General features: G+C 43.2%; 20 protein-coding genes. 19 read left to right on the top strand and 1 reads right to left on the bottom strand.

What is annotated here, in order from left to right; translation table 11 throughout:
* Window positions 1-683: 683 nt before the first annotated feature.
* A complete protein-coding gene (rluC, locus tag AB204_RS08310) occupies window positions 684-1,640 on the top strand; it encodes a 23S rRNA pseudouridine(955/2504/2580) synthase RluC (protein WP_047962916.1) in 957 nt (318 codons plus the stop codon).
* Here the strand turns inward: rluC and AB204_RS08305 are convergent.
* Window positions 1,637-2,227, bottom strand: coding sequence for a Maf family protein (locus tag AB204_RS08305; protein ID WP_047962915.1), 591 nt, complete (start codon window positions 2,225-2,227; stop codon window positions 1,637-1,639). The genes rluC and AB204_RS08305 overlap by 4 nt on opposite strands.
* Before the next feature lie 144 nt (window positions 2,228-2,371).
* Here AB204_RS08305 and yceD point away from each other — a divergent pair, with 144 nt between their 5' ends.
* From yceD to AB204_RS08215, 18 genes are all read left to right on the top strand, one after another.
* Window positions 2,372-2,896, top strand: coding sequence for a 23S rRNA accumulation protein YceD (yceD, locus tag AB204_RS08300; protein WP_047962914.1), 525 nt, complete (start codon window positions 2,372-2,374; stop codon window positions 2,894-2,896).
* Window positions 2,897-2,908: 12 nt separating this feature from the next.
* A complete protein-coding gene (gene rpmF, locus AB204_RS08295; protein WP_004247080.1) occupies window positions 2,909-3,079 on the top strand; it encodes a 50S ribosomal protein L32 in 171 nt (56 codons plus the stop codon).
* A gap of 29 nt (window positions 3,080-3,108) precedes the next feature.
* Window positions 3,109-4,161: a phosphate acyltransferase PlsX gene (plsX, locus tag AB204_RS08290; protein WP_072061411.1), complete on the top strand. Its 1,053-nt coding sequence runs from the start codon at window positions 3,109-3,111 to the stop codon at window positions 4,159-4,161.
* Between the two features lie 7 nt (window positions 4,162-4,168).
* Entirely contained in the window at window positions 4,169-5,122 is a 954-nt protein-coding gene (locus AB204_RS08285; RefSeq protein WP_047962912.1) for a beta-ketoacyl-ACP synthase III, read from the top strand.
* An 18-nt stretch (window positions 5,123-5,140) separates the two neighbouring features.
* Window positions 5,141-6,070 carry an ACP S-malonyltransferase gene (fabD, locus tag AB204_RS08280; protein ID WP_047962911.1) on the top strand — a complete coding sequence of 310 codons (930 nt, stop codon included), beginning with the start codon at window positions 5,141-5,143 and terminating at the stop codon, window positions 6,068-6,070.
* 11 nt (window positions 6,071-6,081) lie between these two features.
* Entirely contained in the window at window positions 6,082-6,816 is a 735-nt protein-coding gene (fabG, locus tag AB204_RS08275; RefSeq protein WP_047962910.1) for a 3-oxoacyl-ACP reductase FabG, read from the top strand.
* A gap of 161 nt (window positions 6,817-6,977) precedes the next feature.
* Window positions 6,978-7,214 carry an acyl carrier protein gene (gene acpP, locus AB204_RS08270; RefSeq protein ID WP_012989255.1) on the top strand — a complete coding sequence of 79 codons (237 nt, stop codon included), beginning with the start codon at window positions 6,978-6,980 and terminating at the stop codon, window positions 7,212-7,214.
* 74 nt (window positions 7,215-7,288) lie between these two features.
* On the top strand, window positions 7,289-8,530 hold the full coding sequence (gene fabF / locus AB204_RS08265; RefSeq protein ID WP_047962909.1) for a beta-ketoacyl-ACP synthase II: 1,242 nt from the start codon (window positions 7,289-7,291) through the stop codon (window positions 8,528-8,530).
* 170 nt (window positions 8,531-8,700) lie between these two features.
* A complete protein-coding gene (gene pabC / locus AB204_RS08260) occupies window positions 8,701-9,528 on the top strand; it encodes an aminodeoxychorismate lyase (RefSeq protein WP_047962908.1) in 828 nt (275 codons plus the stop codon).
* Window positions 9,529-9,603: 75 nt separating this feature from the next.
* Window positions 9,604-10,629, top strand: coding sequence for an endolytic transglycosylase MltG (mltG, locus tag AB204_RS08255; RefSeq protein ID WP_047962907.1), 1,026 nt, complete (start codon window positions 9,604-9,606; stop codon window positions 10,627-10,629).
* The gene (tmk, locus tag AB204_RS08250; protein ID WP_047962906.1) at window positions 10,626-11,267 is read left to right on the top strand and encodes a dTMP kinase; all 642 of its coding nucleotides are present in this window, start codon (window positions 10,626-10,628) and stop codon (window positions 11,265-11,267) included. The genes mltG and tmk overlap by 4 nt, the downstream gene beginning before the upstream one ends.
* Window positions 11,264-12,253 carry a DNA polymerase III subunit delta' gene (gene holB / locus AB204_RS08245; protein WP_047962905.1) on the top strand — a complete coding sequence of 330 codons (990 nt, stop codon included), beginning with the start codon at window positions 11,264-11,266 and terminating at the stop codon, window positions 12,251-12,253. The genes tmk and holB overlap by 4 nt, the downstream gene beginning before the upstream one ends.
* 22 nt (window positions 12,254-12,275) lie before the next feature.
* Complete coding sequence (locus tag AB204_RS08240) at window positions 12,276-13,055, top strand: metal-dependent hydrolase (protein WP_047962904.1); 780 nt, start codon at window positions 12,276-12,278, stop codon at window positions 13,053-13,055.
* A 25-nt stretch (window positions 13,056-13,080) separates the two neighbouring features.
* Window positions 13,081-13,431 (top strand): purine nucleoside phosphoramidase, encoded by a 351-nt coding sequence (gene hinT / locus AB204_RS08235; protein WP_047962903.1) that lies wholly within the window; start codon window positions 13,081-13,083, stop codon window positions 13,429-13,431.
* 50 nt (window positions 13,432-13,481) lie between these two features.
* Window positions 13,482-14,051, top strand: coding sequence for a penicillin-binding protein activator LpoB (lpoB, locus tag AB204_RS08230; protein WP_047962902.1), 570 nt, complete (start codon window positions 13,482-13,484; stop codon window positions 14,049-14,051).
* On the top strand, window positions 14,014-14,898 hold the full coding sequence (locus tag AB204_RS08225) for a phosphotransferase (RefSeq protein ID WP_235428052.1): 885 nt from the start codon (window positions 14,014-14,016) through the stop codon (window positions 14,896-14,898). Before lpoB ends, AB204_RS08225 begins: the two co-directional genes overlap by 38 nt.
* Window positions 14,899-14,979: 81 nt before the next feature.
* Window positions 14,980-16,002: a beta-N-acetylhexosaminidase gene (nagZ, locus tag AB204_RS08220; RefSeq protein WP_047962900.1), complete on the top strand. Its 1,023-nt coding sequence runs from the start codon at window positions 14,980-14,982 to the stop codon at window positions 16,000-16,002.
* 412 nt (window positions 16,003-16,414) lie between these two features.
* Window positions 16,415-17,719, top strand: coding sequence for an NAD(P)/FAD-dependent oxidoreductase (locus AB204_RS08215; protein WP_047962899.1), 1,305 nt, complete (start codon window positions 16,415-16,417; stop codon window positions 17,717-17,719).
* Window positions 17,720-17,869 lie beyond the last annotated feature (150 nt).

Raw genomic sequence — 17,869 nt, 5'->3', positions numbered from 1 at the left:
ATAAATATTGGCCTTTTTCTGCTCGTGTCCTGGGCTTTCAATATCCAAATCATAAAGACGCTGCCCATCAACAAGGGCAACACGCAACTCTTCTTGTTGAGTTGCGTTGATTAACATTCTTTTCATTCTAACTTACTCATTATTTTTTACATTAATATAGAGCTGCGAGTAAAAAAGAGATGCGCTACTGGTTACCGATGGCCTCGTGTCTTTTACAAAACCGCCAGCCTCACGGCTATCGTTTGTATAGAGGCGCCTATTTGTCGGTGAGCCTGAATTTCATTTAAATACAGCACTCTTTATTTGGGACACTGTAATAAACTGGTACAGATTTTACCCAATCCAGTAAGCTGCAACTCGCAGCCCATAAATTGTTTACTTAAACATTACGTCTTACGCCATTGCTGCGTTTTTGTTCAAGCAAACAGATAACAAACAATTTCAATCTTGCCATTCATAGTTTAGTAAACTGTGGCCAGAAAGCATTATTCCATTGCTATTGGGGTGATAGCAAGGTGACTTTATCGCTTTGCGGCTTTTTTATTAGGAAATAGTGATAAGTTGTTAATCTTTAGTCTTTATCCTAAGACACTTGGAATAATGAAGTAAAAAAATATGGATGTTATTTAGTCATATTTAAAAATGAGTGGCACTATGTTTGTTGGATAATTAGAATCTCGCCCATGAAAACAAATAATCAAATTGTACAGTTTGTCACGATTGATGACGATGAAGCCGGTCAGCGAATTGATAACTTTTTGCTGGCTCGTTTAAAAGGTGTACCTAAGAGCATGATCTATCGAATCTTGCGAAAAGGTGAAGTTCGAGTTAACAAGGGAAGAATCAAGCCTGAATATAAATTGACCGCAGGCGACATTATCAGAATCCCACCTGTCAGGGTTGCGGAAAAGCAGGCCCCCCCTGTATCTGCGAAACTGGATAAAGTGGCTGCTCTGGCAGAGTGTATTTTGTATGAAGACGACCATATTCTGGTCATTAATAAACCCTCTGGAACGGCAGTACACGGTGGTAGTGGGCTGAGTTTCGGGGTGATCGAGGGATTGCGTGCTCTGCGCCCGGAAGCACGTTTCCTTGAGTTGGTGCATCGTCTTGATCGCGATACTTCGGGTATTTTGTTGATTGCCAAAAAGCGCTCTGCGTTGCGGGCACTGCATGAACAATTACGTTTGAAACAGATGCAGAAAGACTATTTGGCTTTAGTACGCGGGCAATGGCAATCTCATTGTAAAGTTGTAGAAGTCCCCTTGTTGAAAAATATCCTGCAAAGTGGGGAAAGGGTGGTAAAAGTCAGCAGTGAAGGCAAACCATCTGAGACGCGTTTTAAAGTTGAAGAGCGGTATGCGTTTGCTACATTAGTGCGGGCAAGCCCGGTTACAGGGCGAACGCATCAGATCCGCGTGCATACTTTACATGCGGGTCATCCTATTGCTTTTGATGATCGCTATGGTGATAGAAGATTTGATGCACAGCTTGCAGAAACAGGCCTTAACCGACTGTTTCTGCATGCAAGTTCATTGAGGTTTACTCACCCATCTACGGGCGAAACGTTACGTTTCGAAGCGCCAATGGATGATAGGTTAAAGCAATGTTTAAAAGTATTGCGGCAAAATAATCATTAAGAACATTCCGTCAGCGGGTTGACCCCCTGACGGATAAGCATGTCTGTCAAAGTAATCAATGGCAATCCGATGAGTGTGTTGGGATCTTTACCGTCTAACCTTTCGAATAACATAATTCCCAGCCCTTCACTTTTAAAACTGCCGGCGCAATTGAAAGGTTTTTCTTTGTTTAAATAGCCAATGATTTCTGTTTCAGTAAGTTCTCTGAAATAAACATTGAATAGCTCACAACGGGTATCTATGTTCCCAGTTTTGCTATTTAACAGTGTAATCCCCGTATAAAAGGTGACACACTGTCCACTGGCTTTTTGGAGTTGAATGAAAGCGTTTTCAAAATCATGGGGTTTACCTGTAATTTTGTTATCTAAAACGCAAACTTGATCTGAACCTATAATAAGATGGTTGGAATAATTTAACTGTAATGAACTGGCTTTTGTCTGTGCTAGCCGCATGACTAACTTTTCCGGACTTTCGTTTTCCTGCGGACTTTCATCAATATCGGGAGAGGCACAAGTAAAAGGCAATCCTATTTTTTCCAGTAATAGGCGGCGATACACAGAAGTTGATGATAAAACAATCGGAAGCATCATTTTTCCATAAAATACGTAGAGAAATATTCGCAGACATTTTAAACTATACGCCGCTTAATAAGCGAATATTTGGCGGAAAGGTGCAGATGTGTGGCCTTTTTCTTTGACTATGTCTCATTACAAAGATAATATGCGCGCCTTATGCAAAAGGTAAAATTACCCCTGACCATCGATGCGCTTCGAGCAGCTCAGAAAAGATTGGACTACCAAGGTAGTTATTCTGCTGGGCAAGTTTCTCGTATTGCAGAATCCGTGGTCAGTGTGGATAGTGATGTAGATAACTCATTATCATTTGAAATTGATAATCAGCGTCTGGCAGTTGTAAAAGGACATTCTTATGTGGATGTCACGCTTCGTTGTCAGCGTTGTGGCAGTAATTTCAGTCATCATGTTCACACAACGTATTGTTTTAGTCCGGTCGTCAATGATGAGAGGGCTGAGGCATTACCGGAAGAGTATGAGCCAATTAACGTTAATGAATTTGGCGAAATAGATTTGCTGGCAATGATTGAAGATGAAATAATTCTATCTCTGCCGGTGGTTCCGGTACATGATTCTGAACACTGTGAAGTGTCCGACGCGGACATGGTATTTGGTGTTCTGCCTCTTGAAGCAGAAAAACCAAACCCATTTGCCGTATTAGCCAGTTTAAAGAAAAGTACTTAAGGAGTAAGGTCAATGGCCGTACAACAGAATAAACCAACTCGTTCTAAACGTGGTATGCGTCGTTCTCATGACGCACTGACTGCAACACATGTCTCTGTAGACAAAACTTCTGGTGAAACTCACCTGCGTCACCATGTGACTGCTGATGGCTACTACCGTGGCCGCAAGGTAATCAACAAGTAATTTCAGCTAACTATTAGCAAGTTGATATCTTGGCTAATCTAACCTTAGCGTTAGATGCAATGGGCGGGGACTTTGGTCCTCGCGTCACGGTGCCTGCTGCATTGCAGGCACTGGCATCTAATCCACAACTAAAATTGTTGTTGGTCGGTAATCCCGAAACCATCTCTCCTTTGCTTGCAAATAAAAATGCTGAGTTGCTCAGCCGCTTGCAAATTATCCCTGCGGAACACGTTGTTTCCAACGATGTAAGGCCTTCTCAGGCTATTCGTTCCAGCCATGGTACTTCAATGCGTATTGCTCTGAATTTAGTTAAATCGGGTGAAGCGCAAGCCTGTGTCAGTGCAGGGAATACAGGAGTTTTGATGGGATTAGCCAAAGTGATGCTTAAATCCATAGAAGGAATTGAACGGCCTGCGTTAATGACAGTGGTACCCAATCTGAAACAGCAGAAGACCGTTGTATTGGATTTAGGCGCTAATATTAATTGTAATAGCGATATGTTAGTTCAGTTTGCGATTATGGGCGCCGTAATGGCGGAGTATGTTGCCGGGATTAATAATCCTCGTGTTGCATTACTCAATATCGGGGAAGAGGAATCCAAAGGGCTGGACAATATCCGCGAAGCTGCTATGACCTTACGCAATAGCTCGGCAATTAACTATATAGGTTATGTGGAAGGAAATGAGCTACTGACAGGCAAAGCTGATGTGCTCGTATGTGACGGCTTCGCAGGTAATGTTACGCTGAAGACAATGGAAGGTGCGATCAGAGTGATTTTATCTCTGGTAAAATCACCGGGTGGTCAGCAGAAAAATTCATCTTGGTTGATGAAAATATTCAAGATGAAGATATTCAAAAAATGGTTGTTGAAACAGCTAACTAAGCGGTTTGGGCATCTAAACCCTGATCAATATAACGGAGCAACGTTAATAGGGTTGCGTGGCATCGTCATAAAAAGTCACGGTGCTGCCAATGAACATGCGTTTAAGGCTGCTATTGATCAAGCAGTTCAGGCTGTAGAAAAACAAGTTCCTGACAGAATCGCTGCCCGGTTGGATGCAGTATTACCCAAGAGTGAATAAAACATAAATGTATACAAAAATCTTAGGTACGGGCAGTTATTTGCCTGCGCAGGTGCGTACTAACGCAGATTTGGAAAAAATGGTGGATACGTCTGACGAGTGGATCGTCACTCGTACTGGCATTCGTGAACGCCGTATTGCAGCTGAAGATGAAAACGTTGCAGTTCTGGGGTTTAAAGCCGCTGAAAAAGCCATTGAAATGGCGGGTATCGATAAAACACAAATTGATTTAATTGTTGTTGCGACAACAAGCTCAACTCACGCTTTCCCAAGTGCTGCTTGCCAAATTCAGCAGTTATTAGGGATTCAAGGCGTTGCAGCTTTTGATGTTGCGGCAGCATGCGCGGGCTTTACTTACGCGTTAAGCATCGTCGATAAATTTATTAAAACTGGTGCCGCCAAGCATGCATTGGTGATTGGTTCCGACATTATTTCAAGAGTTGTAGATCCTGAAGATCGCAGTACAATTATCCTGTTTGGTGATGCTGCGGGAGCAATGGTGGTCGGGGCTTCAGAGGAGCCAGGTATACTATCTACCCATCTTCATGCTGATGGTCGTTATGGTGATTTGTTGTCGTTGCCTCATCAGAGCCGAGTGAAGGGCGATACACCAGCATACGTTACGATGGTTGGTAATGAAGTCTTTAAGGTTGCCGTCCGTGAATTGGCTAATATCGTTGATGAGACATTGGAAGCTAATAACTTGGCTCATACCCAGCTTGATTGGCTGGTTCCTCATCAAGCCAATTTGCGCATTATTTCGGCGACAGCCAAGAAATTAAATATGGCAATGGATAAAGTGGTTATCACATTGGATCGTCATGGTAATACTTCGGCTGCGTCTGTTCCGACAGCGTTCGATGAAGCGGTGCGTGATGGAAGAATCCAACGTGGCCAGCTCATCTTACTTGAAGCATTCGGCGGTGGCTTTACCTGGGGCTCAGCGCTAGTACGTTTTTAATTTAACAGGAAGATAGACATGTCTGATTTTGCAATGGTGTTTCCCGGTCAAGGTTCTCAATCTTTGGGTATGTTGGCGGATTTGGCCTCAGAATTCCCGATGGTTGAGCAGACCTTCGCAGAAGCTTCTGCGGTTTTGGGATATGATTTATGGGCATTGGTTCAGCAAGGGCCAGCAGAAGAACTGAACAAAACGTGGAAAACCCAACCTGCGTTGTTGGCTGCTTCAGTGGCGATTTGGCGAGTATGGCAGGAAAAGGGAGGAAAAGCTCCTTCCATGATGGCGGGCCATAGCCTTGGCGAATATTCAGCGCTGGTTTGTGCTGGCGTGATTGAATTCCAGCAGGCCATCAAGCTCGTTGAGTTGCGTGGAAAGCTGATGCAAGACGCTGTACCGGAAGGGCGAGGAGCGATGTATGCCATTATCGGTTTGGATAATGAAACCATTGCAAAGGCATGTGAAGAATCAGCACAGGGTCAGGTAGTTTCCCCTGTTAATTTTAATTCGCCGGGTCAGGTAGTGATCGCAGGTGACAAAGAGGCCGTAGAGCGTGCGGGAGCCGCATGTAAAGCGGCTGGCGCAAAACGCGCATTGCCTCTGGCTGTTAGTGTGCCTTCGCATTGTGCACTCATGAAATCTGCAGCCGGGCAATTGGCTTCTGCGTTACAAGAGGTTGTGTTTAACCAGCCACAGTTCCCTGTCGTCAATAATGTTGATGTAAAAGTAGAACAATCTGCCGATGCTATCCGCGACGCGCTGGTTCGTCAGTTGTATAATCCTGTACGCTGGGCAGAGTCAGTTGAATATATTGCTGAACAGAATATTGAACAACTGTTGGAAATTGGGCCGGGTAAAGTATTGACTGGGTTAACTAAACGAATTGTTGATACTTTAAATGCTGTAGCAGTAAATGATGTATCATCACTCACAGTTGCTCTGAATAAATGACTGAGGAAAACATGAGCTTTGATGGAAAAATTGCACTGGTCACTGGCGCTAGCCGTGGTATAGGTCGCGCGATTGCTGAATTATTGGCTGCACGTGGTGCATGTGTTGTTGGCACTGCAACCAGTGAAAAGGGAGCAGAAGAAATCAGCTCCTACCTTGGTGATAAAGGCAAAGGTTTTGTACTGAATGTCACAGATTCAGAATCCATTGAAAATGCACTATCGAATATTCGTGCTGAATTTGGTGAAATAGACATATTGGTTAATAATGCTGGCATCACTCGTGATAACTTGTTGATGCGCATGAAAGATGATGAGTGGCAAGATATTATTGACACGAATCTTTCTTCGATTTTTCGTCTGTCAAAAGCAGTAATGCGCTCTATGATGAAAAAACGTTATGGACGTATTATTTCCATTGGATCTGTTGTTGGGACGATGGGAAATGCAGGGCAGGCGAATTACACGGCAGCGAAAGCAGGAGTTATTGGTTTTAGTAAATCATTGGCTCGTGAAGTCGCTTCTCGTGGCATCACCGTCAACGTTGTTGCACCTGGTTTTATCGAAACAGATATGACCAAGGCATTGACAGACGAACAACGTGCAGGTATTTCTGCTGGAATTCCTGCTAATCGTCTCGGTGATGCAAAAGAAATTGCCAGTGCTGTAGCGTTTCTTGCTTCTGATGAGGCCGCTTACATTACGGGTGAAACATTGCATGTCAATGGTGGCATGTACATGATCTAAAAATGAGCGAACCCTCTGTTTTTGATGCGCTTTTTGTACAAAAAGAAGCAGAAAGAAGCAGATTGTGGTTCGACCAGCCGGGATTTGGTTGCATCTTTTCCTGTATTTTATAAACTACGAAAACCATCGCAAAAGCGAGTTTTGATAGGAAATTTAATAGTATGAGCACTATCGACGAACGCGTTAAGAAAATCATCGTTGAACAACTGGGTGTTAAAGAGGAAGAAGTTGTGAACACAGCTTCATTTGTTGATGACTTGGGCGCTGATTCTCTTGACACAGTTGAACTGGTAATGGCTCTGGAAGAAGAGTTCGATATCGAGATCCCAGACGAAGAAGCTGAAAAAATCACCACAGTTCAGGCTGCTATTGACTACGTTGAAAACGCAGGTAAATAAGCACACTTACCTAGGCGGTCATTCGACCGCCTATGTTTTTCGTCCTAAATTTTTTCCCTCCCTGGAGGATAACCGTGTCTAAGCGTCGAGTAGTCGTGACCGGACTAGGCATGTTATCTCCTGTCGGCAACACAGTAGAATCTGCTTGGAATGCTGTTTGTGCCGGACAGAGTGGTATCGGCCTTATCGAACATTTTGACGCCTCTAACCATGCAACTAAATTTGCTGGTGTGGTGAAGAATTTTAATCATGAAGATTTCAAACTTTCGCGCAAAGAAGCACGGAAGATGGATCTCTTTATTCAGTATGGTATTGCTGCCGGCATACAAGCCGTTGAAGATGCAGGAATCGAAGTAACAGAAGCCAATGCTAGCCGCTTTGGTGCTGCTATTGGTTCTGGTATTGGTGGTTTGGGCCTGATTGAAGAAAACCATAGTACATTGCTTTCGGCGGGGCCTCGCAAGGTCAGCCCATTCTTTGTACCTTCAACCATTATTAATATGGTGGCAGGCCATCTGAGCATCCTTTATGGTCTGCGTGGCCCTAGCATTTCCATCGCAACCGCGTGTACTTCTGGTGTACATAATATCGGTCATGCGGCTCGTATCATTGCTTATAATGATGCTGATATTATGCTGGCGGGTGGTGCAGAGAAAGCCAGCACAGAATTTGGTATTGCCGGATTTGGTGCTGCACGAGCATTATCAACCCGTAACGATAATCCTCAGGGTGCAAGTCGTCCTTGGGATAAAGATCGTGATGGTTTTGTTCTGGGCGATGGCGCAGGTGTTGTCGTTCTTGAAGAATATGAACACGCCAAACAGCGTGGTGCAAAAATCTATGCTGAAGTTGTTGGCTTTGGCATGAGTAGTGATGCTTACCACATGACATCACCTCCTGAAGATGGAGCCGGTGCTGCTTTAGCGATGGAAAATGCCCTGAAAGATGCGGGTATTTCACCAGAGCAGGTGGGTTACATTAATGCTCATGGCACTTCAACACCAGTTGGTGATATTGCAGAAGCTCGCGCGGTTGAGTCTGTTTTTGGTGAAGGCACCAAGGTATTGGTGAGTTCAACCAAATCCATGACAGGCCACTTGCTGGGAGCTGCGGGAGCGGTTGAATCTATTTTCACTATTCTTTCCCTGCGTGATCAGATTGTTCCTCCGACCATTAATTTGGAAAATCAGGATGAGAACTGTCATTTGGATTTAGTTCCAGGTGAAGCGCGTAAAGTTGAAGGAATGGAATACGCATTGTGTAACTCTTTCGGCTTCGGTGGCACTAATGGGTCATTGATCTTCCGCAAGATCTAAAAACGCTTTGTGTTTATAAAGAGCCTCAACATTTGTTGGGGCTTTTTTACACTTGTTTTCTGACTGATTGTTTTTTTATGGTTTTTTGCACTGCCCGGACACCTATACTATTATAACGCCCCTTAATAGTTGAGGTTATCACGCCTTTTTATCGAAAATAAGAAGTTAAAATGACGTATTGGATTAATGGCAATCAGTGTGACCAATTGCCTGTGAATGATCGCTCGGTACAATTTGGTGATGGTTGCTTTACCACAATAAGAGTTGAGCAAGAACAGCCCGCTTTGTTATCTTTGCATATAAAACGATTGCAAAAAGGCGTTGAAAAACTGTTTATGCCAGCACTGGATTGGACGCAGCTTGAGAATCATATTAAACAAGTCGTGCAAGGATGTGAATCGGGTGTTCTGAAGGTTATTCTTTCCAGAGGAGCCGGAGGGCGTGGTTATGGTATTGACCATGAAATTGAACCCACAAAGATTCTCTCTTTGAACCCATATCCAGCACAATATATTACCTTGCGTCAAAATGGTGCTGAGTTGGCGCTTAGCCCGATTTCCATGGGGATTAATCCCTACCTTGCAGGTATCAAGCACTTGAATCGCTTGGAACAAGTTTTGATCAAAAGATTCATTGAACAATCCAAAGTGGATGAAGCACTGGTGCTTGATAGTGATGGTCTATTGGTTGAGTGTTGTACTGCTAATATTTTTTGGCGAAAAGGAAAAAATGTTTATACGCCTGATCTCAGCCAGTGTGGTGTGGAAGGGATTATGCGGCAAAAAATAATCGAATTATTGGTAGACAGTGATTATAGCCTGTCATTTGTTATGCGTTATCCTGAAGCACTGTCTCATGCCGATGAAGTGATTATCTGTAATTCTCTGATGCCAGTGGTTCCAGTAAATCAAATTCAAGCACACAAATATCAACCTGCGTGGAAGTATCAATCAAGAGAGCTGCATGAGTATTTATTACCAGAATGTTTAACACTTTAATTTTTAATTAAATAAGGTTTAAGGTTTTAGCTATTTAGTACTCATCATTGAAGCACACATAAAAGTGATTACCGAATGAAACTAAAAAAGCGCATTCTCATTCTACCCGGATTGATTATCGCAATCGCTGTGATCGTCTTCTTTTCTTTTGTGAAAAAAATAGAAAACTTTGCAGATCAGGATATTAATCTTAATCAAGAGCTTATATTTACTGTGCCGGCGGGTACAGGGCGTACAGGTCTGGAAACCTTACTGATCCAGCAGAAATTAATTGAAGATAATCGATTACTGCCGTGGTTATTTCGGCTTCAGCCTGAACTGGCAAAATTTAAGGCGGGAACTTATCGTTTGCAAAAAGGGATGTCCTTAAGAGCCGTTTTGCAGTTGTTTGCCAGTGGTAAAGAAACCCAATTTACTATCCGTTTTGTGGAGGGGAGCCGCCTTTCTGATTGGTCAAAAATTTTGCAGAATGCGCCATACTTAAAGCATGAAGCGGAAAGTAAAACTGCGCAGGAGCTGGCTGATGCATTAGGAATAAAAGAGGGAGAATCACTGGAAGGATGGTTTTACCCCGATACCTATATGTATACAGCGGGTACGAGTGATGTGGAATTACTCAAGCGAGCGCATAACAAAATGAAAACGGTACTGGAGCAGGAGTGGAAAAACCGCGGAACGAGTCTCCCGTATAAGAATGCTTATGAGATGTTGATCATGGCATCCATCATCGAAAAAGAGACAGCAATTGAATCTGAACGCACTAAAGTGGCTTCTGTATTCTTGAACCGTCTACGGTTAAAGATGCGGTTACAGACTGATCCGACAGTGATTTACGGCTTGGGAGATAAATACACAGGTACGATTTTTCGCAGTAATCTCACTACCCTTACGCCGTACAATACCTATATGATTGATGGATTGCCGCCAACACCTATTGCTATGCCAGGTTTGGCTTCGATTAAGGCAGCAGCCCATCCTGCTGTCACTGAGTATTTATATTTTGTTGCGAATGGCGATGGCGGCCATACATTCACGACTAATCTGGTGGCACACAATAAGGCGGTAACTCTTTATCGTCAGAAGTTAAAGCAGGATAAATGAACAGCAAATTTATTGTAATCGAAGGGCTTGAGGGCGCAGGAAAAACGACTGCGATCCAAACAATTGTTGATACGTTGAAACAGTATGGTATTTCTGACCTGATGTTTACCCGTGAACCTGGTGGAACCCCATTAGCAGAAAAGTTACGTCAGCTAATTAAACAGGGGGTCGAAGGCGAATCACTGACAGATAAAGCAGAAGTATTGATGCTTTATGCTGCGAGAGTTCAATTGGTAGAAAATATCATCAAACCAGCGTTATCCAAGGGAACTTGGGTTGTTGGTGATCGTCATGACCTTTCTTCTCAAGCTTATCAGGGGGGTGGTCGCGGTATTGATCAAAACCTGATGGCATCATTGCGCAAAGCTGTGTTAGGTGATTTTCATCCTGATTTGACTATCTATCTTGATTTACCTCCAGAAGTAGGTTTACAGCGTGCGCGTGAACGTGGTGAATTGGATCGTATTGAAAAAGAATCGTTGGATTTTTTCAATCGCACACGTGAAAGGTATCTCGAATTAGTGACAGATAATGACAACATCAGAAAGGTGGATGCCACTCAGCCATTAGAGAAAGTGCAGGATGATATTCGTCATACCTTACTTAATTGGTTAAAAGAACAGGAAACTCAGGCATGAATTGGTATCCGTGGCTTAATCATGCGTACCGTCAATTAGTTGAATTCCATCAACAAGGGCGGGGGCATCACGCCATTTTACTTCATGCGCATGAAGGAACGGGTGCAGATGCATTATTGTATGGATTAAGCCGCTGGTTAATGTGCCAGAATAAGCAGGGTCTGAAAAGCTGTGGCAAATGTCACGGCTGCCATTTAATGTTGGCAGAAACCCATTCTGACTGGCATGTTCTTGCTCCTGAAAAGGGAAAAAATATCATTGGAGTGGATGCCGTGCGTCAGCTTAGCGAAAAACTCTATGAGCATTCCCAGCAAGGAGGAGCAAAAATTGTCTGGTTGCCATCAGCAGAATCCCTGACTGATGCTGCTTCCAATGCCTTACTGAAAACATTGGAAGAGCCGCCTCAAAACACGTATTTTCTGTTGCGGTGTCAGCATCCCACAAATTTGCTGGCAACACTGCGTAGTCGTTGTTTTTACTACTTTCTGCCTGCGCCTGAAAATTCTATAGGGCTTTACTGGCTGAAAAATCAGCTTCCGTCCGTATCATCGCTGGATGCGCAGACAGCGTTAAGACTTTCTCAGGGAGCGCCACTGGCAGCGGAAAAATTGCTTCAGACTGAAAAATGGCATCAAAGAAATTCACTTTGTCAGGCGATTACACAGGCATTGCATAATTGTGATACCTTGCCACTTTTGCCATTGTTGAATCGTGATGATGTACAGCAATCCTTGCATTGGTTGATCAGTTTGTTATCAGATGCTGTAAAATATCGGCAGCAAGTGCAACATTATTGCGTTAACCAAGATCAGCAGGCTTTGGTTCATCTCCTTGCCTCTGCTCAAAGCGCGGAAAGATTGGTAAGCACTGTTGATGATTGGATACGTTGTCGTCATCAATTATTATCTGTGGTGGGTATCAATCGTGAATTATTGCTGACAGAACAATTACTCAATTGGGAAAAGCAACTCGGCCTCACACAGTAACCTATTTAGATATGAGCATATTATGTTTTTAGTTGATTCACATTGTCATCTCGATTGCCTTGATTATGAAACGCTGCACAAAAGTGTAGATGATGTCGTGGCTAAAGCCGCAGAACGCGATGTTAAGTATATGTTGGCAGTAGCGACTACATTGCCTGGGTTTCAACAAATGAAAAGCTTGATTGGCAAACGGGAAAATGTAGCGTACTCCTGTGGCATTCACCCATTGAATCTGGATGAAGGTTATAATTTTGAGGAACTTGCCCGTTTGGCTGCGGACGAGGATGTCATCGCAATGGGTGAAACGGGGTTGGATTATTATTATCAGAAAGAAAACGCTGAACTCCAGAGAACATCATTTCGTGAGCATATCCGTATCGGTCGTGAACTAAACAAGCCAGTGATTGTGCATACCCGTGAGGCAAGGGACGATACACTGATGGTGTTGCGGGAAGAGAAAGTGCAAGAATGTGGTGGTGTTTTGCACTGCTTCACAGAAGATAAAGAAACAGCAAGGGCTTTGCTTGATTTAGGATTTTATATCTCTTTTTCTGGTATTGTTACTTTCCGCAATGCAGAGCAGATCCGCGAAGCGGCAAGATTTGTACCACTTGACCGCATTTTGGTGGAAACTGACTCACCTTATTTAGCACCTGTTCCCTATCGCGGTAAACAGAATCAACCTGCTTATGTGCGTGATGTTGCTGAATATATGGCAGTTTTAAAAGGCGTTAGTATTGAAGAGTTGGCAGCAGTGACCACAAAAAACTTTTGTGAACTGTTTCATGTCAATATTGCATAAAATTAAGTGGAAAAGGAGAAATAAGATGGCAGAAGAAACTATTTTTAGCAAAATTATTCGCCGTGAAATTCCTGCTGATATTATTTATCAGGATGATTTAGTCACAGCATTCCGTGATATTTCCCCACAAGCACCGTCACATATTTTAATTGTTCCCAATGTGCTGATTCCGACTGTTAATGATGTCACCGCTGAGAATGAGCTTGCCTTGGGGCGTTTATTTACGGTTGCAGCAAAAATAGCGAAAGATGAAGGTATTGCAGAAGATGGCTATCGCTTGATTATGAACTGTAATCGTCACTCTGGTCAGGAAGTTTTCCATATCCATATGCATTTAGTGGGTGGACGACCACTAGGCCCGCTTTTGGCAAAATAATATTATTCATGAGTATCGGTACAAGGTAGCGATGTAACTGGGGTAGATTAATGAAAAGAATTCTCTTTGTTATATTATCAGCAATGTTGCTGGCAAGTTGTGTAATTGAAAAAACGCAACAGCCTGCTCCTGTTACGCCAGTGGAACCAAAGAAAAAACAGGAACCGCCAGTAAAACCATCGGAAAAAGTTCCTCAGCCCCCTAAGGTCCAGTCTATTAATTGGAATAGTGTTGTCCAGCCATTGGTGGAGCAAATGGTTGAGGCCAACGGAGTGGAAGCAGGAAAAGTATTGCTTGTTGATTCTGTCAAAAACAATACCAATGGCTCATTACGGACACTGAAAGCGACAGATGCGATTACGGATGCAATCAGTAATAAACAAGTCTTTCAGGTTGTTCCGAAATCTCAAGTTTATACTGCTCGGCAGGCTTTGGGGTTGTCATCGGAAGATAGCTTGGGGTTACGCAGTAAATCGATTGGTCTCGCGCGTTATTTGAACGCTGATTATGTTTTGTATACCGCAATTTCCAGCCACAATGGTCAGCGTGACATAGAGATGCAACTGTTGCTGGTTAAAACCGGTGAGATACTCTGGTCTGGTCGCGGTGACGTTAACTAACCATCATTCTTTGTTAAAGATGTTGTCTCAGCAATGGCCTGATACTCCAGTAGATTCCTGGAAAATTAGGCCATTATCGGGTCTGACACAGGCAAGTTATTACATTACGGATGGTGTTCGTCAGATGGTTGGACGCGCACAAACATCATATAGTGGTACGTTGGGAGTAAACCGTCAGCGGGAAAAGCAGATTTTGCGTAGATTATCCCCTACTGGTGTTGCACCTAAGGTACTGGCGATGAACGAAACTTGGTTATTGCTGGAATGGTTCACGGGAACAAAAGTAGACGCTGATACATTGAGTTCACCAGCTATGCAGCAATCATTGGCTCAAACGCTTGCCATTCTTCACAGCCACTCTCTATTGGGCTATCCCCTTAAACTCAAGCAGCAAATTGCATATCAATGGCAGCAAATAGATCGGAGACGTCTATCCCCTCGTTGGTTACGCCTGCATAAATTATTTATGACTGCCAGAATGCCTGCCACATTAAAAATCGCTCCGGCTCATATGGATGTTCACCCTGATAATCTGTTAATGACTGAAGATGGGCTAAAATTGATCGATTGGGAATATGCTGCTGATGTTGATATTGGCTTCTCATTGGCTGTTCTGTTTAAAGGAAATCAATGGGATAAACTACAGCAAAAAACCTTTTTGAATTACTATTGTATCCAAATGTCAGGGTATTCAGATATCCAACGATTACAGCAGCAGATTGAACGATGGGAGCCGTGGGTTAGATACATGATGCTGATGTGGTATGAAGTGCGCTGGCAGCAAACGAAAGAGCAGCAATTTTTATCACTGGCGTATCCTTTGCGCCATGCTTTTAAACTGTCGTAACAAATTGACACTGGCGTAGTGCGCTGGTGGAATTTCAATTAACGATAATATGGCAACCAATAAAAAGAAGTGAGGAATGCTATGGGTCCAGTAATGTTAGATGTTGTTGGCTATGAATTGGATAATGAAGAACGCGAAATTCTGCAACATCCATTAGTGGGCGGTTTAATTCTGTTTACCCGCAATTTCCACGATACAAAACAATTACGTGAATTAATTCGTCAAATTCGCGAAGCTTCTCATCATCGTCTGGTGATTGCAGTGGATCAGGAAGGCGGGCGTGTTCAGCGGTTTCATGAAGGTTTCACTCGTTTACCAGCAGCCCAGTCGTTTGCCTGTATGAATGATTTGCTTATGGGGGCACATTTGGCAAAAGAGTCTGGTTGGCTGATGGCATCAGAAATGATCGCAATGGATATCGATATCAGTTTTGCGCCAGTGTTGGATTTGGGGCATAAATGTACGGCAATTGGGGAGCGTTCATTTCATGAAGAGCCTGAGCCTGCAATGGTTATGGCAGAAAAATTTATTAAGGGCATGCATTCTGCGGGGATGAGATCGACGGGGAAACATTTTCCGGGACATGGGGCAGTGACGGCGGACTCTCATAAAGAAACACCGAGGGACAACCGTTCAATGGATGCCATTAATTGTCACGATATGGTGATATTCCGCGATTTTATCCAGCGTAATCTACTGGATGCCATCATGCCTGCCCATGTTATTTACCCTCAGGTAGATCATCGCCCTGCTAGTGGTTCACCGTATTGGCTGAAATCTATATTGCGTGAGCAACTGGGTTTTGAAGGTGTCATTTTTTCTGATGATTTATCAATGGAAGGTGCCGCAGTGATGGGTAGTTACTCCGAGCGCGCAAAAGCTTCATTGAATGCGGGTTGTGACATGATCTTAGTGTGTAACAATCGGGAAGGGGCTGTCAGTGTACTGGATAACCTTCCGCTTATCGGCTCAGGTAAAGTCACACGGTTATATCATCAAGGTAAACAATTTAGTCTGGAAGAATTGCAGAAATCTGACCGTTGGCAACAGGCTAATAAAGCTTTGCATGGTCTGTGCGAAAAATGGCTAAGATGTGAATCATGATTGAATAATATAGACTTATTTCAATAAAGTCGGGAATAGGAGTGCCATTGGTGATCTTATTCCTTACTTCTCTTCAACTCATCTTTCTCTCCGATAGTATAATATTTTACCCTGAAAATCTCATCTTCACACAATATTAACATTTACAATGTTAATTATTCATAAATCTGCTTTATGTCTAATTAATTGAAAATTATCATACAAATTTTGTGATTGTTGTCTAATTAATCAAAAGAATTTAATTAAAGCTATTTTTGGTATGACCGACTGACCTGCCATGATATTCTGGTGATATTTGCAGTATGAAATTTGTTTAGCTTGGTGTTATTTAAGGACGTTATTCAAGGTTTTTGCTCAAAAAAGTGAGTTAGCACCTTACATAACATTATGTTGTATTTTCAGTGGGGTAGTCATGACAACGCCAAAGACAAGAATTGTCATCATTGGTGGGGGCGCTGGTGGTTTAGAGCTGGCAACGCGTTTGGGACATAAATTGGGCCGTAAGCAAAAAGCCGAAATTACTTTGGTGGATCGCAACAACAGCCATTTATGGAAACCGTTATTACATGAAGTAGCAACAGGTTCCCTGGATGATGGTGTTGATGCACTGAGCTATTTAGCGCATGCCAGCAACCATTATTTCAATTTTCAGCTAGGTACGCTCACGGATATTAACCGTGAAGAGAAAAAAATCACTTTGGCTGCAATCCGTGATGAAGGCAGTGATTTGTTGGTACCAGAGCGTGAGCTGGTCTACGACATTCTTGTCATGGCATTGGGCAGTCAGTCGAATGATTTTGGGACGGCTGGAGTGAAGGAAAACTGTATTTTCCTTGATAATCCGCAGCAGGCACATCGTTTCCACAATGAGATGCTGAATTTATTCCTGAAATACTCTGCAAATCAATGTGCGGAAGAAAAAGTGAATATCGCGATTGTTGGTGGCGGCGCAACGGGTGTTGAACTTTCTGCTGAGCTATATAATGCGGTCAAGCAGCTTCATAGTTATGGTTTTGAAAGCCTGAGTTCAGATGCTTTAAATGTGACTCTGGTTGAAGCTGGTGAGCGAATTTTGCCTGCATTGCCGACACGTATTTCTGGTGCGGCGCATCAAGAATTGACTAAGCTTGGCGTCAAGGTCTTAACCAAGACAATGGTGACCAGTGCCGATGAATACGGTCTGAATACTAAAGATGGTGAGCAGATCAAAGCTTCCCTGATGGTCTGGGCGGCAGGAATTAAAGCACCGGACTTTATGAAAGACATTGGCGGATTGGAAACAAACCGTATTAACCAATTAGTTGTGAAACCAACTTTGCAAACCACACTGGACGATCGTATTTTCGCCATTGGGGATTGTGCATCATGCCCGAAAAAAGAAGGTGGATTTGTCCCTCCTCGAGCTCAGTCCGCTCACCAAATGGCAAGCCGTTGTTATGATAATATTCTGGCATTATTGAATGAAAAACCATTGAAAGAATATGTTTATAAAGATCATGGTTCATTGGTTTCATTATCGAAGTTCAGTACGGTTGGTAGCCTGATGGGGAACTTAATGCGTGGATCAATGATGGTGGAAGGCCGTATTGCCCGTATAGTTTATATCTCCTTGTATCGTATGCACCAAGTAGCTTTGCACGGATATATTAAAACAGGCTTGATGATGTTGGTTGGTGGAATTAACCGTGTTATTCGTCCACGGTTGAAGTTACACTAATTAGCTGAGAGAGTTGACTGAAAATGGCTCATCTAGGCATAATTAACCCAGATGAGCCATTTGCCTGCCTATTATACCCTTCGTCTTTCAAGTTGCCTCTTTGTTGGCTGCACTCACTCACCCCGGTCACATAGTTATCTATGCTCCCGG

This window comes from Xenorhabdus khoisanae (assembly GCF_001037465.1).
In the GTDB taxonomy this organism is placed as follows: domain Bacteria; phylum Pseudomonadota; class Gammaproteobacteria; order Enterobacterales; family Enterobacteriaceae; genus Xenorhabdus; species Xenorhabdus khoisanae.
Note: the sequence above shows the minus strand (reverse complement) of the source record. Positions and strands in the feature narration are given on the sequence as shown.

Excerpts from the sequence above, each read along its gene's own strand:
- rluC (WP_047962916.1), top strand. The coding sequence starts at position 684 with ATGAAAACAAATAATCAAATTGTACAGTTTGTCACGATTGATGACGAT.
- AB204_RS08305 (WP_047962915.1), bottom strand. The coding sequence starts at position 2,227 with ATGCTTCCGATTGTTTTATCATCAACTTCTGTGTATCGCCGCCTATTA.
- yceD (WP_047962914.1), top strand. The coding sequence starts at position 2,372 with ATGCAAAAGGTAAAATTACCCCTGACCATCGATGCGCTTCGAGCAGCT.
- rpmF (WP_004247080.1), top strand. The coding sequence starts at position 2,909 with ATGGCCGTACAACAGAATAAACCAACTCGTTCTAAACGTGGTATGCGT.
- AB204_RS08285 (WP_047962912.1), top strand. The coding sequence starts at position 4,169 with ATGTATACAAAAATCTTAGGTACGGGCAGTTATTTGCCTGCGCAGGTG.
- fabD (WP_047962911.1), top strand. The coding sequence starts at position 5,141 with ATGTCTGATTTTGCAATGGTGTTTCCCGGTCAAGGTTCTCAATCTTTG.
- fabG (WP_047962910.1), top strand. The coding sequence starts at position 6,082 with ATGAGCTTTGATGGAAAAATTGCACTGGTCACTGGCGCTAGCCGTGGT.
- acpP (WP_012989255.1), top strand. The coding sequence starts at position 6,978 with ATGAGCACTATCGACGAACGCGTTAAGAAAATCATCGTTGAACAACTG.
- pabC (WP_047962908.1), top strand. The coding sequence starts at position 8,701 with ATGACGTATTGGATTAATGGCAATCAGTGTGACCAATTGCCTGTGAAT.
- mltG (WP_047962907.1), top strand. The coding sequence starts at position 9,604 with ATGAAACTAAAAAAGCGCATTCTCATTCTACCCGGATTGATTATCGCA.
- tmk (WP_047962906.1), top strand. The coding sequence starts at position 10,626 with ATGAACAGCAAATTTATTGTAATCGAAGGGCTTGAGGGCGCAGGAAAA.
- holB (WP_047962905.1), top strand. The coding sequence starts at position 11,264 with ATGAATTGGTATCCGTGGCTTAATCATGCGTACCGTCAATTAGTTGAA.
- AB204_RS08240 (WP_047962904.1), top strand. The coding sequence starts at position 12,276 with ATGTTTTTAGTTGATTCACATTGTCATCTCGATTGCCTTGATTATGAA.
- hinT (WP_047962903.1), top strand. The coding sequence starts at position 13,081 with ATGGCAGAAGAAACTATTTTTAGCAAAATTATTCGCCGTGAAATTCCT.
- lpoB (WP_047962902.1), top strand. The coding sequence starts at position 13,482 with ATGAAAAGAATTCTCTTTGTTATATTATCAGCAATGTTGCTGGCAAGT.
- nagZ (WP_047962900.1), top strand. The coding sequence starts at position 14,980 with ATGGGTCCAGTAATGTTAGATGTTGTTGGCTATGAATTGGATAATGAA.
- AB204_RS08215 (WP_047962899.1), top strand. The coding sequence starts at position 16,415 with ATGACAACGCCAAAGACAAGAATTGTCATCATTGGTGGGGGCGCTGGT.